At 40.8% G+C, this 14,628-nt stretch carries 10 protein-coding genes and 1 pseudogene; 7 read left to right on the plus strand and 4 right to left on the minus strand.

All coding sequences use genetic code 11. From position 1 onward, the window contains the following. Window positions 1-39 precede the first annotated feature (39 nt). Window positions 40-2,067 (plus strand): EamA family transporter, encoded by a 2,028-nt coding sequence (locus NWP25_RS12265; protein ID WP_280688439.1) that lies wholly within the window; start codon window positions 40-42, stop codon window positions 2,065-2,067. 942 nt (window positions 2,068-3,009) lie between these two features. Next, a complete protein-coding gene (gene hetR / locus NWP25_RS12270) occupies window positions 3,010-3,909 on the plus strand; it encodes a heterocyst differentiation master regulator HetR (protein WP_280652406.1) in 900 nt (299 codons plus the stop codon). A 170-nt stretch (window positions 3,910-4,079) separates the two neighbouring features. Here the strand turns inward: hetR and NWP25_RS12275 are convergent, their stop codons facing one another. Then, window positions 4,080-4,709, minus strand: a complete 630-nt coding sequence (locus NWP25_RS12275; RefSeq protein ID WP_280652405.1) for a hypothetical protein — start codon at window positions 4,707-4,709, stop codon at window positions 4,080-4,082. A gap of 524 nt (window positions 4,710-5,233) precedes the next feature. On the opposite strand from NWP25_RS12275, the gene NWP25_RS12280 reads away from it, so the two are divergent. Beyond that, window positions 5,234-6,175 (plus strand): N-acetylmuramoyl-L-alanine amidase, encoded by a 942-nt coding sequence (locus NWP25_RS12280; RefSeq protein WP_280652404.1) that lies wholly within the window; start codon window positions 5,234-5,236, stop codon window positions 6,173-6,175. 328 nt (window positions 6,176-6,503) lie between these two features. Further along, the gene (locus NWP25_RS12285) at window positions 6,504-7,160 is read left to right on the plus strand and encodes a hypothetical protein (protein WP_280652403.1); all 657 of its coding nucleotides are present in this window, start codon (window positions 6,504-6,506) and stop codon (window positions 7,158-7,160) included. Between the two features lie 7 nt (window positions 7,161-7,167). Here the strand turns inward: NWP25_RS12285 and NWP25_RS12290 are convergent. Then, window positions 7,168-7,350, minus strand: a pseudogene (locus NWP25_RS12290) (CHAD domain-containing protein); the annotation flags it as partial. A 374-nt stretch (window positions 7,351-7,724) separates the two neighbouring features. Here NWP25_RS12290 and argJ point away from each other — a divergent pair. Further along, window positions 7,725-9,002, plus strand: a complete 1,278-nt coding sequence (argJ, locus tag NWP25_RS12295) for a bifunctional ornithine acetyltransferase/N-acetylglutamate synthase (RefSeq protein ID WP_280652402.1) — start codon at window positions 7,725-7,727, stop codon at window positions 9,000-9,002. 443 nt (window positions 9,003-9,445) lie between these two features. Here argJ and NWP25_RS12300 read toward each other — a convergent pair whose 3' ends face one another. Further along, a complete protein-coding gene (locus tag NWP25_RS12300) occupies window positions 9,446-10,765 on the minus strand; it encodes a proton extrusion protein PcxA (RefSeq protein ID WP_280699511.1) in 1,320 nt (439 codons plus the stop codon). 87 nt (window positions 10,766-10,852) lie between these two features. Here NWP25_RS12300 and NWP25_RS12305 point away from each other — a divergent pair, with 87 nt between their 5' ends. Beyond that, window positions 10,853-13,000 (plus strand): PD-(D/E)XK nuclease family protein, encoded by a 2,148-nt coding sequence (locus tag NWP25_RS12305; RefSeq protein WP_280652400.1) that lies wholly within the window; start codon window positions 10,853-10,855, stop codon window positions 12,998-13,000. A 113-nt stretch (window positions 13,001-13,113) separates the two neighbouring features. Beyond that, window positions 13,114-13,782, plus strand: coding sequence for a peptide-methionine (S)-S-oxide reductase MsrA (msrA, locus tag NWP25_RS12310; RefSeq protein WP_280652399.1), 669 nt, complete (start codon window positions 13,114-13,116; stop codon window positions 13,780-13,782). Window positions 13,783-13,844: 62 nt separating this feature from the next. Here the strand turns inward: msrA and NWP25_RS12315 are convergent, their stop codons facing one another. Continuing rightward, on the minus strand, window positions 13,845-14,465 hold the full coding sequence (locus NWP25_RS12315; protein WP_280652398.1) for a 4Fe-4S single cluster domain-containing protein: 621 nt from the start codon (window positions 14,463-14,465) through the stop codon (window positions 13,845-13,847). Window positions 14,466-14,628 lie beyond the last annotated feature (163 nt).

The raw sequence follows: 14,628 nt of genomic DNA on the forward strand, positions 1-14,628 counted from the left end.
AAGCAGCTTTATCTTCAAGGTGTTAGAGGTTAGAAGCTAATGGGGCGATTTGAGAAGCGACCAGACAACCCGCGCGTCAGAGGCGAGCTATCCAGAGCAGCAGAGACAGCTTTATGGGCTGTGGTGGAGGATTTAGAAAGACTCCAGCAAAATGTGCTCAGGTCGTTACAGGAAGAAATCAAGCGGCTTCAGGCGGAGAAAACTCGTTTATCTGACGAAATACAGCAGTTATTAGAGGAAAAAGAACACCTACAACAGGTACGGCAAATAACTGGACAGCAAGTGTTAATTCGTCAGTTATCAGAGGCCTTGGCAAAGCACATATCTTCGCAACTGCAATCATCACTGGCAAGTTTAGTGAACAAATCAGTAGAAAGTAATTTCCAGGAACGATCTGCCATTAACTCGCCGGGGGGTAACAATGAGAATGCTCAACAAATGCTGGGCAGTTTGGATGATACACTGACGATTACCTTTAACTCGTTACAACAGGAGCTGAAGAATTATCAAAATAATCTTTCCCAACAGTTATCTCGGATGCAGAGCCAACAGCACCAGGGAGAAGCGATTGTAGAGGAGTTTATTAATCATCTGCGTGGTGAACTGGGAAAAACAAAACAAGAAATCTCACAAGCAACGGTAACAACATCACCGCCTACTATTCTCCAAACCACGGAGCAGCAACCGCCACGTTCCTCCCAGACACATTTACAGTTAGGAGAGATCAAAGCCAGTGTAACGGAATCAATTTCTACAAGCACTGAAGACTTATCTAAAAGCAACAATATTGCCTCTTCCACACTAGTCTCATCTGCGGAGAAAATAACGCTACTGGCCAGTGAACCAATTCCAGTACTCAGTCGGGAGTTGTCAGAAAGTCAGACAAAATCCCCGGAAAAACCACCTGTGGCCACTGAACCAGTTTCAGTACTCAGTCGGGAGTTGTCGCCACCCAAGGCTAAACCTCTAAATTCTAACCTAGCAACCAAGCCAGAAACAAAACCTGCATTATCACCATCACCCAAATCCCCAACTTTTTCACCAATCCAAATAGGCTTTTTGTTGGTTGTGTTGTCAACAGTGGTTTCATCCCTGTACAACATAGTTGTCAAGTGGATCTTTTATAAACCTTACGACAATTTTGGGGTTTTAGAAATACAAGGTATCATTTCGCCAACATTGGGAAATGTACTACTAATTCTAATGCTACGGTTGTTAGTAGTTGTGCCACTAATGTTACTCCTGGCTCCTATGATGCATCCACAAGTATGGGAAGATATGCAAAATCTTTTGGCAACATCACGTGGCAATCATACTGCAAATAGTAATCTCAAGCAACAAAAAACTTTACAGTTGTCTCTGGCCAGTGGTTGTTTTTTGTTTTTATCACAGGTGCTGATTTACCTTGCTATCGGTCAACTGGCAACCGGAATCGCCATCGCTTTGTTTTTTGTCTACCCCATGATTGGCGGTCTTCTCTCGTGGTTACTGTTTGGCGATCGCCCTCAAGGATTCCACTCTGCTACTTTGGCTGCTATCTTCTGTGGTGGATTGCTGGTTTTAGGGAGTTCTCCAAACCTTGGCCTGGCTAATTTCTCCATGGGAAGTAGTATTGCAATTTTAGCTGGCGTAGCTTTTGCTTGCTATGTGATTTTGACACGGATATGTGGTAGTCAGTTGCATCCAGTGTCTTTGACACTAATTAACTTTACCACCATGCTTGTGTTGAGCTTTATTTGTTTGATGGTGCCTTTACCAAGCAATTTGAGTCTTGCCCTTCAGCAGTCTAATTTGCTGGAATTGATTTTGAGTGCTTTTATTTTGGGTGTTCTGACACTAGTAGGCTATGTATTCAACAATGTTGGTATTCGCAAATTAGGTGCGTTCCGGGCGGCGATTATCGGTGGAGGCGTCCCCATCCTAACTGTAGTTTTTGCTGGTTTGATACTTCAGGAAACCTTGACAATTATGCAAATTATGGGAGTGCTGTTCGTGACTTTTGGGGTAGCAGCTTACAGTTTTGAGAAAATGCGAACTCAGGTTAAATCTTCTAACTCTCATAATTAAATCCTTGTTTTTAAATGCGAAAATCAAAATTCAATATCAACAATAATAAATGTAAAGTAAAGTCTACAACTTGATTTTTAGGCTCTTTTCCTCACTTCATGCTCCTAGCTTGATCTGTGGGGTAATAATTTTACAGAACTATCCAGGAACCAACATCCCGTAAGGGGGTTTGAAAACCATTGATTTTGTCTTATTCCGCCCGAGGGGACGAGCTACCAATGGCAAGGAGTTAGATGTCAGTCAAAAGGATAAAAAGAGAGCTAAGGCAGCTAGATATGCACTATTAGCTTTCTTTGCCATCATCTCAAAAATAAAAAATAATTAAAATTGGTACTTACGTTTTTGGGAAATGTCAGAGAATTTTAACAAATGGTTGCATATTAGGCATATACATGGTAATTATGTAAGTACTGCAAAGAAAATACTTTATACAAAATTAATACAAAAACAAGCAAAAGTAGAATATCATGTTGTAATAAATAAAAGGTGTTTTGAACCAGGAATTATCTACCTGAAATTAGGTAGACAACAATCCTGGGAGTGAACTGCCTACACCGCCAAAAAATTGCCAAAAGTTGTAAGCAGTAAATTATTGGGTTGCAAATTCTGGCTAAACCCACCAATGTTCCCTAGGTCAGTAAGTGACCTAATCCTAGACAACTAGCAACCATTGCCGGAAATCTGTACACAACAAACAGTTCTTAAAAGCATAATAAAAAGCAATTCTTTAAAGAAGATACACTTGTTGTTAAAGCTAGGAGACAGTTGTTGCAGTCAGACATTTCAAATCAGGGGCAATTATCATGTTAAACTACCTATTGATTAGGAGTTAAAACATTGGACATTAAGTAGGAACTAAAAACATTGGCTGGAATTGGGTGTATGCTACTGATTTCTGTGTGACTAATAAATCCGTAAACGTGCTATTCAATTGTCTGTAATATGAGTAACGATATAGATCTGATTAAGCGTCTTAGCCCCAGTGCCATGGATCAGATCATGCTTTATCTGGCTTTCAGTGCCATGCGGACCAGTGGGCATAGGCATGGAGCATTCCTAGATGCAGCCGCAACTGCGGCTAAGTGTGCGATATACATGACCTATTTAGAGCAGGGACAAAATCTGCGGATGACGGGTCACTTGCACCACTTAGAGCCAAAACGGGTAAAAATCATTGTAGAGGAAGTCAGACAGGCGCTGACAGAAGGCAAATTGCTGAAAATGCTAGGTTCTCAAGAACCCCGCTATCTCATTCAATTGCCTTATGTGTGGATGGAAAAGTTTCCTTGGCAACCAGGAAGATCCCGTGTCCCTGGCACAAGTCTTACCAGTGAAGAAAAAAGACAGATTGAGCAAAAACTACCCAGTAACCTGCCTGATGCTCAATTAACTACTTCTTTTGAGTTTTTAGACCTAATTGAATTTTTGCACAAGCGATCGCAAGAGGTATTGCCACCAGAGCATCAAATGCCTTTGAGCGAAGCTTTAGCAGAACATATCAAGCGTCGGCTACTTTATTCCGGTACTGTAACGCGAATTGATTCTCCTTGGGGAATGCCGTTTTACGCTCTTACCCGTCCGTTTTATGCGCCAGCGGACGACCAGGAGCGCACTTACATTATGGTAGAAGATACCGCCCGATATTTCCGAATGATGAAAGATTGGGCAGAACGGCGGACAAATACCATGCGAATCTTAGAAGAGCTAGATATCCCAGCAGAACGATGGGAGGAAGCTATGGCGGAATTAGATGAGATCATTCGCGCTTGGGCAGATAGATATCACCAAAGCGGTGGTATTCCGATGATTTTGCAGATGGTGTTTGGGAGAAAAGAAGACTAATAGTTAGGTGTTATACCATTAACACTTAGCATACTAAAGTGTTGAGTATAAACTCAACTTCATTTCTCTCATGGAATCAACACTCTCCTCACTTACATGATGATGGCTATCAAAGAATAGGCTGGGCTTACAGCCAGCCTAAAAGAGATCGTCTTTAAAGACCTGATATTTTACTGATTCCCTGGAATTGGAGTAACCTCAAAAGAGGGTTTAAATTCTGTCGAGGGGCTATTTTGTGGTGCAGATGTTGGTGAAAAGCCACTAACAGGGTCACCGGCATCAATACAAGCATCCATTGCCTGGGTAGGTGCAATATCAATCTCACTACGTAAACCCACTACACATTCAGCGAAACGTTTAGGCAACAAACTACGGCCACAGTAGTTTAAAACTGTCTTGCCAAGAGCTTCTCGAGTATTGCTGGTGATGCCAACGACACAATCAGAAAAGTTTTGGGGTCGCCTGGCTCGCTCACAGGACGAGAGAGCATCTGCGGCACTAATTTGCCTTTGCTGATTAATTTTAAGAACACAAGAAGACAAGTCTCTCGGACGCAATGCTTTTGCACACCCTTGTGACACAGCTTGTTCTGTTATCCCCAATTTTAAGAGTTGAGCTGTGCAAACACGGTAATCGTTGGCGTAAGAGGTAGTTACTGCCATGCTGGGAGTAATGGTTGCCAACAATCCAGCTATAGCAAAAACTGGCGTTGTCAGTGGAATCATTTGAGTCTTAAATATTTGGACAACAGATGAACTGCCTTTTTGGTTCCCAACTTTACTCAACTTTTTTTTGCTCATTGCCTTTCTCCAAACACCCAAAGTTATGCTAACTCAAATGTACAGCAACTCTTAGTCCATACCAGGAAATTGAGAAGGCGTGGATATTAGGAATATTTGTAAATATCTATCTGAATCTGAGAATCCGATTTGATTTAGGCAAAAGACTACGAGAGAATACGGTGGTGTGGATCAGTCTAATAACGAACAATAATCAAACAGAACCTAAAAACCACTACCCAGTATAAAATACAGGGTATATTGTATTACGAGGTAAAACCTGGCTGCGAGGTTTCTGTACCTCGATTACTTTGTTCTTTTATTTGCCATCCATCATTGCTGGAGTGGTTTAGCCAATATATTACTTTTGATTAAGTAGTTATTGGCAATTATCAACTCAATTAATGATATCTGATCACAGAGAATAAGTCGATCAGGATTATTTGAATAGTAATCAATTAAATTTACTATTCAAAACCTGATAAATGACATGGCAAAGCCAGAAAAAATTAGAATTTATCAGCAGAAGTTGTGAGGTTTAACATATGAAATTTGGCATTGATATTGGTCATAATTCTCCTCCAGACACAGGTGCTGTAGGAATTAAATCTGAGGATGTTTTGACCACAGATGTAGGGAACAGAGTTATCTCGAAATTACGGGTTTTAGGACATGAAGTAATATCGTGTAAACCAAATAAGTCTGTTTCCGTAACCAATTCACTATTTCAAAGAATTAATACGGCGAATACTAACAAAGTTGAAGTTTTTGTCTCAATCCACTTTAACGCTTTTAATGGTCGGGCTAATGGTACAGAAGTATTTGCAGCTTCGGAAGCAGGAAGAAGAATTGCTCAACCAGTATTAAATGAAATAGTCAAACTAGGATTTTTTAATCGCGGGGTTAAAAGTGGTTCTCACCTATATGTCTTGAAAAATACTAGTATGCCTGGGATTCTCATAGAATGTTGCTTCATTGATTCACCACGAGATATGAATATCTTTGACTCGGAAGCAACTGCTAATGCCATTGTCAAAGGCTTGACGGGTCAAGTGCATAATACGCCTGTTAATCCTGTGCCAGATGAAGAGTTAAATACAGATACCACAGTTATCAGACTGCAAAAAGCCTTAAATCAATTAAAAATCAACGACAAGAATGGTAACCCCTTGGTAGAAGATAACATCATGGGCCCGGCAACAAGCTCCGCAACAGTAAATTTTCAAAATATTGTTGAATTAGCACCCACTGGAATTGCAGACACAAGTACCTGGAATGAAATTAATTTGATTTTAGCTAAACGAATAGTCAGGCCTCACCATGCCGGCGGTTCAGTTGTTAAATACATACAACACCGTGTAGGTGCTGGTGTTGATGGTATCTATGGTCCCCAGACAGGAGCAGCCATCAGAAAATTTCAAAGGCAAAATGGTTTACTTGCCGATGGTATTGTCGGCAGAATGACCTGGCAAAAATTAATTGGTTAGCTTGACTAGCTCTTTGACTGTGTCCTTCCTAAGTAAAAAGACCGTAATGGATCCACGACGAGAAAAGTTTTGACAACCTTGTAATACAAGGATTTTTTGTCTATTAGGAGCGGGGTATAAACCTTGCTCCTAATCTAATTCCTCTCGTTTACGTAGCATACCCCATGGTAGGACTTGAGCAAACTGATAAGTCCGATTAATAAACCTAAACTTGTTTTTTTTTGGGATGAGTTGCTGTATCGTTGATTCAATCAGCGTTTGAGGCTAGTTATTCGCCCTGTTAGTTTAAATCCATAACACACTATTCCAGCCCAAGGAAGAAACGGTTATGAAAATACAAATTTTGTTGACCCTTGGCTATTCCATTTCCTTGTTAGGTTCTGTCACATTACCAGCTAGCGCTCAACCCATTCCTACTCAGCCTAGTACTGGACAATCTCAAACCCAAGCAGTTAGTAAAGAAATCATAATTCCTCAAGATACAGCAATTATTGTGGAATTTCCGGCGTCGGTAACTATTGATGTTGGACAAGACAAAGCTTATCCTCTAACTCTTCCTTTAACGAATGCTATTGAAGATCATCAAGGTAATGTTTTAATTCCTGAAAATACCCCTGTAACTATTAACCTCAAACCTACAGAGGGGGGAGTAAAAATTGTCGCTCAGTCTTTGGTGATTAATGGTCGCATTGTTGCTATTCAAGCATCAAGTCAGACAATTCCCGGTACCACTATTACCTACAAACGAGCTCATGACAAAGCTGTGGAAAATAGTTCTATTTGGAGTCAAATTGGTGGGGATACTTTGAGCTTTTTCAGCCAAGGTGATCCAGGGCAGTTTGACCAGGGTGCAATGCTGGGAAGCATTGTGGGGTTTATCGCTGGTTTAGGTTCCGCAGAAAATATCCGTGTTGTGCAGATTCCTCAACGTAGTGTTTATGTATTATCCCTGGAGGCCCCCATCAGCTTTTTTAGTCGTCGGTAATATCATTATCAAAATTAATGATTGCAGTGGGTAGGCGACGCATCCCCAGCCGCATTTGATGTAATGCTTCCGGGTCTTCATCTTTTTTAATGGGTTTTTCCCATTTCAAGGTTTTGTTAAGGTGTTGTTGAATTGCTTGATAAGCGTAGTCCTGGAAACTTTTTACTGGGGGTTTTATTGCTGATTTCATACTCGAAAATAAAATACTTTGTCAAATGATTTTATGATAGCAATTATACATATCACACTAGATAACATATATACTCTTCATAGAAAAAAATTAGTATTTAAAATTAATAATTCGTATTGCAAAAAGTAGTTTTAGGGATATTTTCAAGACTAAATCTCTTGACTGCTTAACAATGGGTATTACTGTTCATAGCAAAACTGTTATACTGTGCCAGGTAGATGCACCCTGATGATCTGGAGATTTGCCTAGGTAGTTATCCTTACTTCCATATCACCACTAACGTAGATGAATAACCAACAACAAACCACCAATTAATGAGTGAAGACTTGGTATAATCACCAGTCAAGCAGCTAGCAGTTGTGGGAATAATAAAAATGGCAGATTGGCAAGAAATTAGTGGTGGTGTTACAGCTCCTAGGGGTTATCAGGCGGCGGGAATCACAGCAGGACTGAAGCCTTCGGGATTACCGGATTTAGCTTTAATATGGTCAAATGTAGAGGCGATGGCGGCTGGTGTATTCACCACTAGCCAAGTTAAAGCCGCCTGTGTAGATTATTGTCGCCAACGTTTGCAAGCCAAACATAGCGCCCGTGCAATTCTCTGCAACGCCGGTCAAGCAAACGCTTCCACAGGTATACAAGGTGTGCGTGATGCGGAAGAAAGTGCCGAAATCTTAGCCCGTGAGTTGAATATTTCACCGGAATCAATTTTATTAGCTTCTACTGGTGTGATTGGTCAACGAATCAAAATGGATGCCTTACGCACTGGTATCCCTAAGGTAGTAGCAGCACTCTCAGAAACAGGTTCAGATGCAGCAGCTAAGGCAATCATTACTACAGATTTAGTCAAAAAATCTATTGCTTTAGAAACAACTATCGGCGATCGCCCAGTGCGAATTGGTGGTATTGCCAAGGGTTCCGGGATGATTCATCCCAATATGGCCACCATGCTAGCATTTGTTACCTGTGATGCGGCGGTTTCATCACATCTGTGGCAACAAATGTTAGGTAGGGCAGCTGATAAAAGTTTTAATGCCATAACTGTTGATGGTGATACCAGCACAAATGATAGTTTAATTGCTTTGGCAAATGGTCAATCTCGGACCCCAGCAATTACCGAAATGGGTGCAGAAGCCGAGAAATTAGAAGCAATGTTAACAGCACTATGTCAGCATTTAGCCAAAGCGATCGCTCGTGATGGTGAAGGTGCAACTTGCTTAATTGAAGTGCAAGTAACTGGGGCCTATGATGAAGTTTCCGCACGTCAAATTGCTAAAACTATTGCAGGTTCATCTCTAGTTAAATCTGCAATTTTTGGACGCGATCCCAATTGGGGACGTATCGCCGCCGCCGCGGGACGCGCGGGGGTGAATTTTGAACAAGACAACCTACAAATTAAGTTAGGGGATTTTTTGTTGTTAGAAAATGGTCAACCAGTACCATTTGACCGTGCAGCAGCGAGTGCATATTTGAAACAAACTGCGGCTGATTCTTCTTTACCTCGAGACCCTAGTAACAATTTCTCATGGCAAAGAACAGATAATCCTGTGATTATTGCAGTTACCATTGGTAATGGTCATGGTTCTGGTCAAGCTTGGGGGTGTGATTTGAGTTATGACTACGTAAAAATTAACGCGGAGTATACAACTTAAACAGATCGAACCACAGAGGCGCAAAGAACACAAATAGAAAGCCAACAAGTGGGAATATCTTTAGTTGGTACTGCTGTGGCAAGGCTAAAATGTTGTATTTTAATCTTCCTGTGGAACAGGCATCTTGCCTGTTCTAGGCGGGTAGAATGCCCCTCACAAGGGTAAGTTTTTTACACAGAGATTTATAATAGGGCTAGACTTGGCAAACAAGTAAGGAAAGTGGACAAGGAAGAAGAAGCAAGAAAAATTAAAACCCATGAAGATAAAGATGCCATTCCTCCCGACTGGCAAGTAATTGTCTTAGCAGATAACCGAACTAGCTAGAAATGTTCTGGGCGTTGCAAACGAGAGCGCGAAAACCACAGGAGATATTCTTTCATCGTTATTTGCACGAAATCCGTTATCAAGTTGATCTTTTGTGGAGCAAACAAAACTAATGAATCTTACTCATTCATATTTCTGTAGGTAGCAACGGCAGAAGGCGATATGCGATTTAAATAACGGAAAATCCAGTATTTAAAGATGGTATCCAAAATCACGGGAAAAGTGGCAATAAATAAAAAGATAAAATCTCGATTAGCTGGTAAGCCCCAATGACGTGAGACACCTTCTAAAATTACTTCCCAGCCATGGGGAGAGTGAAATCCTACAAATACGTCGGTAAACAAAATAATGATAAATGCCTTAGCACTGTCACTGAGACCATAGACAATATGATCCAAGAAATCTTTTAGCACCATAATTGAAGACTTACTAATCATCAAGAGATAAATAAAAGCACCAACCGAGAAAATATCTGCAAAAACATTTTTAATTGCGTTGGCACTTTCCCGACGAAATTGTTCAGCAATTTCACGTGCTTTGTCTTCCATCTCAACTTCCATATCTTGAGTAGATAATCGAGGAATGCTACTAATCATATTTTCAAATTTGATTTTTTCTTCAAATCTTTGCATTTCTAATAATGCTTCCTCTTCCATTTCTAAGTTGAGAAATATTGGTGCGGTTTCTATATTTCTAAAATGGTTAACTAGAGGGCTTACTATCAATACCTTTGATATTTGATGTGTCAACAAAGGTACTATAATTAGTAGTAAAATAAATCTAATTGATATTATCGTTCTTCTTTGATTATGACGGAAGTTTCTCACCACATCTTGTTCAGCGTTTGGATCTAATTCAACTTGCAAACGTCCGATAGTACTTAAAATCGACCGGGGTAATATCCCCATTGTATCAGCCTTACCTCGCTGTTTTTTATTCGGGTTTAAATTTTGATTTGGTGAATTTTGTGATGATGGTGGAGACGTAAGTCCCTGAAATTTAACAATTTGTGCTTGATTGACTACCAAAGGGTAATTTAACTCGTTATTAAAGTTATTGTATTTTGAAATAACTTGATCAATGAATTGTAATTTATCTAAAATTAGGCTAGGGCTAGGATATTCTATCCCTGTTTTTTGAGCAGATATTTGATGAGATTCATTAGAAAAAAAACGACTGGATCGAAACTCTGTCAGTCGCATCCGGACAATTTTTAACTTTTGCCTTAAATCTGACTCAAAAAAATCCATCACAGTGTTGCTGTAAATGGCTGAGTTCAAGTCTATTTTATTACCATGAAAATAGTTATCTTCGATTGATTTAATGTGTAATGCTGCTTGATAAGCTGCTTCCAGGGAACGTTCTGGGGTGAGTAAGTACCATCTGTAAGCAGAAAGTAAAAAAGGGTAAATTTTTTGGCTAAAAATTGGTATTCTCATCGTAAGTAATTATTTAGCATTTATTAGTGATTCTTATCATTAACTTAACGCACGAAGTATACTAGCAAATCTACAAGGGGAGGATTTGTGATTTCTCATTCTATTTGGATTGTTGGCGCGAGCCGCAGTGGTAAGACAACTCGTTTGGTAGAAAGTTTTTGTGATTGGCTGTCAGGTGAAAATCTTAGTTTTGGATCATTTTATACTAAAAAACAAAGTAATAAAAAAAGCAAGGGAACATCACAAGTTCTACATTTGCCAAAGACAGAGCCAGGATTTTTGGTTTTAGCCGCTAATAGTGAGAACCGCCGAGAACTTGCTGATAAAATTGTTACAGCTACTCAAGGCAAGTATCCAGTTCGGGCTAAGACGATACTTGGTTTTTTTCAAGATGAAGTAATTTTATTTTGGCCTTTATTGATTCAATCCTTACATCTCAAAGCACAATTTCCACTACGATTACGTCCGGAAACCGAACAGGAATTAGCCGCGAAACTTTGGCATTCCCAACTTAATACAGCTACTTTCCGCCGTGCAGGAGTGAATGAGTACCGTTTGGTACGTCGCATCTTGGATTTATTACAATTGGCTGCTTACAGTGGTACACGCTGTGAAGATATCGCCAAAATTTTACACACAGGCTTGCAAGAAAATGCCATGGATTTAGACCCAGAATTTTTGGCATCTTTATTACTCGATTGGCGCGACTGGTGTTTACAAAGGGGATTACTTACCTATGGTATTATCACTGAACTGTATAGTCAAAAGTTGTTAAGCGATCGCTATTACCAACAGCACCTCACTCAACGCTATCAAGCTGTATTAGCAGATGATGTCGATGATTATCCTGGGGTAGCACGTCAACTGTTTGATTTTTTATTGGATCAAGGTGCAGTAGGGGCTTTTAGTTATAACCCTGATGGTGCGGTACGCCTGGGATTGGGAGGAGATCCCAACTATTTGAAAAATTTATCAGGGCGTTGTCAAATTGAGACATTAACTAATTCACCCTCACCTGGTTTAATGGAGCAACTCGCTACCCCAATGCTAGAGTTAGTTTCTGAACAAATAATACTATCAACCTTACCAGAAGCAGTGCAGTTAATTCAAACCAAGTCCCGCGCTGAATTGTTACGGGCAACAGCCGAGGAAATTATTCAAGCTGTGAAATCAGGAAAAGTAAAAACAGAAGAAGTAGCAATTATTGCACCAGGTTTAGATGCCCTTGCTCGCTATACTTTAATAGAAATTCTCGGCAAGCAAAATATCCTGGTGGAATCCCTCAACGACCAACGCCCCCTGATTAGTTCACCTGTAATTCGAGCATTACTTACCATGCTCGCTCTAGTCTATCCCGGTTTAGGTCGCCTGGTAGATCGCGAGGCTGTAGCTGAGATGTTAGTTGTTTTAAGTAGAAAACCAGAAGTATTGTACAGTTCTTCCGCACTGCCCACTCGCATCGACCCAGTACGTGCCGGATTAATAGTAGATTACTGTTTTGCACCTCATCCGGATTATCCCAATTTATTACCAGTTAGAGCTTTTGAGCGCTGGGATCGCATTGGCTATGCAGCCACTACAGCTTATGATGAAATTTTACAGTGGTTAGAAAAACAACGAGGGCAGCAAGCACAGCGTTTAATTCCCAGTCCTATTTCTTTGCTATATTTGGCAATTCAGGATTTTTTGTGTAGACATAGCAACCCGCCTCACGACCAAATGGCAGCACTGCGGGAATTACTGGAAACTGCTCAACACTACTGGGAAATTGACGCCCGTTTACGACAAACAACTCCAAGAACAGGAGAAGGAGAACTTAACACAACCCTGGCGGAATTTATACGACTACTGCGACTTGGTACTATCACCGCCAACCCTTACCCCTTGCGTCCCATCGGCCCGGCCAGAAAAGCTGTCACCTTGGCAACTATTTTCCAATATCGTTCGAGTAGAAGATTTCACCGTTGGCATTTCTGGTTGGATGTGGGTTCTCCCCTATGGACAAAAGGTGGTGCGGCAACGTTATTTGGAGCGCCGTTGTTCTTGCGAGATAGATTAGGGCAACCTTGGACAGCAGAAGATGAGAATTCTCTAGGAGAAGAAAGATTACGAAGGATTTTGGCAGATTTACTCTCTCGTGTCGCTGAAAAAGTTTATTTATGTCACAGCGAATTGGCTGTAAACGGCCAAGAGCAATTAGGTAGACTTTTACCTTTAGTACACGCCTGTCTTTGAAAATTCCAAATAAATTTCTTTCAATGACACGGGAAAACTCTCCAAGCGATCGCTTGATTCTTTACAATGTTAACTAAGGTAAAGAAGTTTATGAGAAATCAAGGTTAAAGGCTATGGGATTATTTGGATTTGGTAAAAAGCTGACTCTCCCCACTCCTGAAGAAGCTTTGCCAGGAAGGGCAAAATCAATGCCAGTACCCAATGAACACTATGTTAATAAAAATCCACTCAAGCCCCCATTTCCTGAAGGAATGGAAAAAGCAATGTTTGGTTTAGGTTGCTTTTGGGGTGCAGAGCGGAAATTTTGGCAACTTCCAGGAGTTTACACAACTGCGGTGGGTTATGCTGCTGGTTTCACCCCCAACCCCACTTATGATCAAGTATGTACCGGGATGACTGGTCACAATGAGGTAGTCTTAGTTGTGTTTGACTCCAAAGTGATTAGTTACTCTCAACTACTAAAAGTTTTTTGGGAAAGCCACAACCCCACCCAAGGAATGCGCCAGGGTAATGACACTGGTACTCAATACCGTTCAGGAATTTATGTTTATTCCCCAGAGCAGAAGCAACTAGCAGAAGCATCACGGGACGCTTATCAGCAAGCTTTGAACAAAGCAGGCTATGGCAAAATTACCACAGAAATTTTAGATGCGCCTGAATTCTACTACGCAGAAGCTTATCATCAGCAGTATCTAGCCAAAAACCCTAATGGCTATTGTGGCTTAGGAGGCACAAAGGTTGCTTGTCCTATAGGTGTAGTCGAATCTCAAATCACTAGTTAGTTCGTAATTCATAATTGATACATTAGCGAAGCTCCTCTCAAACAGGCATTACCAATTATTAATCATTTACTCAAACTGCCTTGATAGCCAGTCACAATTCTGCTCCCATCCTTGAGAATATGAATTTCTATTTGGTCGCTAGCCCAATTCATTTGGTTGGTTAGGTCTGGGTTGAAAACATGAACCGCTTGATTGCTAGAAGAGACCAAGGAAGTGGGAGAATTAATAGCTAGACACTCCACAAAAGGCCCATCAATCAAAATGTCTAGTTCTGCTAATAATCTTGCGGAATTGGGCGGAGCAGATTCAGATTGTAGTTGCTTCAAGGTAAACCCAGTAAAAGACATGACATTTAATCCCGCCGCTTTGAGCTGACGAGCCAAAGACGCTAAAGCACTAGCTTGCCAAAATGGTTCTCCACCGGAAAACGTCACACCCGTATTCTTAGGTTTCCTGAGAATCTTTTCCGCAAGAAAATCAACAGAAATGAGTTGGTTAATCCTAAATGACCAAGACTCAGGATTAAAGCACCCAGAGCATTGACGCGGACAACCTTGCACCCAGATCACAGCACGACAACCGGGCCCATTAACTTCTGACTCATCCACGTAGCCCATGATGTTGACATAGCCATTAGGAATCTTGGCGAGTGCTGGTGATGCTTCTGTTGGTTTAGTTTCCATCTGTTTCCTCTGTTTGCTTGATACTCCCCGGCTAACTGCAAAGCAGTGTAGCAGGAGATTCTTGCTTCCTAGAAACAGGCTTTTTGGTACAAGTACCAACCAGTCTTACTGTTTCTCCACAACCTTGAAATTCTTTGTGTATAACGGTATCTGTTGACAGCAT

This window comes from Umezakia ovalisporum Ak1311, assembly GCF_029891685.1.
Lineage (GTDB): Bacteria > Cyanobacteriota > Cyanobacteriia > Cyanobacteriales > Nostocaceae > Umezakia > Umezakia ovalisporum.

What these genes read in the sequence shown, in the direction of transcription:
- hetR (WP_280652406.1), top strand. Translation starts at nt 3,010, where the DNA reads ATGAGTAACGATATAGATCTGATTAAGCGTCTTAGCCCCAGTGCCATG.
- NWP25_RS12280 (WP_280652404.1), top strand. Translation starts at nt 5,234, where the DNA reads ATGAAATTTGGCATTGATATTGGTCATAATTCTCCTCCAGACACAGGT.
- NWP25_RS12275 (WP_280652405.1), bottom strand. Translation starts at nt 4,709, where the DNA reads ATGAGCAAAAAAAAGTTGAGTAAAGTTGGGAACCAAAAAGGCAGTTCA.
- NWP25_RS12285 (WP_280652403.1), top strand. Translation starts at nt 6,504, where the DNA reads ATGAAAATACAAATTTTGTTGACCCTTGGCTATTCCATTTCCTTGTTA.
- argJ (WP_280652402.1), top strand. Translation starts at nt 7,725, where the DNA reads ATGGCAGATTGGCAAGAAATTAGTGGTGGTGTTACAGCTCCTAGGGGT.
- msrA (WP_280652399.1), top strand. Translation starts at nt 13,114, where the DNA reads ATGGGATTATTTGGATTTGGTAAAAAGCTGACTCTCCCCACTCCTGAA.
- NWP25_RS12300 (WP_280699511.1), bottom strand. Translation starts at nt 10,765, where the DNA reads ATGAGAATACCAATTTTTAGCCAAAAAATTTACCCTTTTTTACTTTCT.
- NWP25_RS12265 (WP_280688439.1), top strand. Translation starts at nt 40, where the DNA reads ATGGGGCGATTTGAGAAGCGACCAGACAACCCGCGCGTCAGAGGCGAG.
- NWP25_RS12315 (WP_280652398.1), bottom strand. Translation starts at nt 14,465, where the DNA reads ATGGAAACTAAACCAACAGAAGCATCACCAGCACTCGCCAAGATTCCT.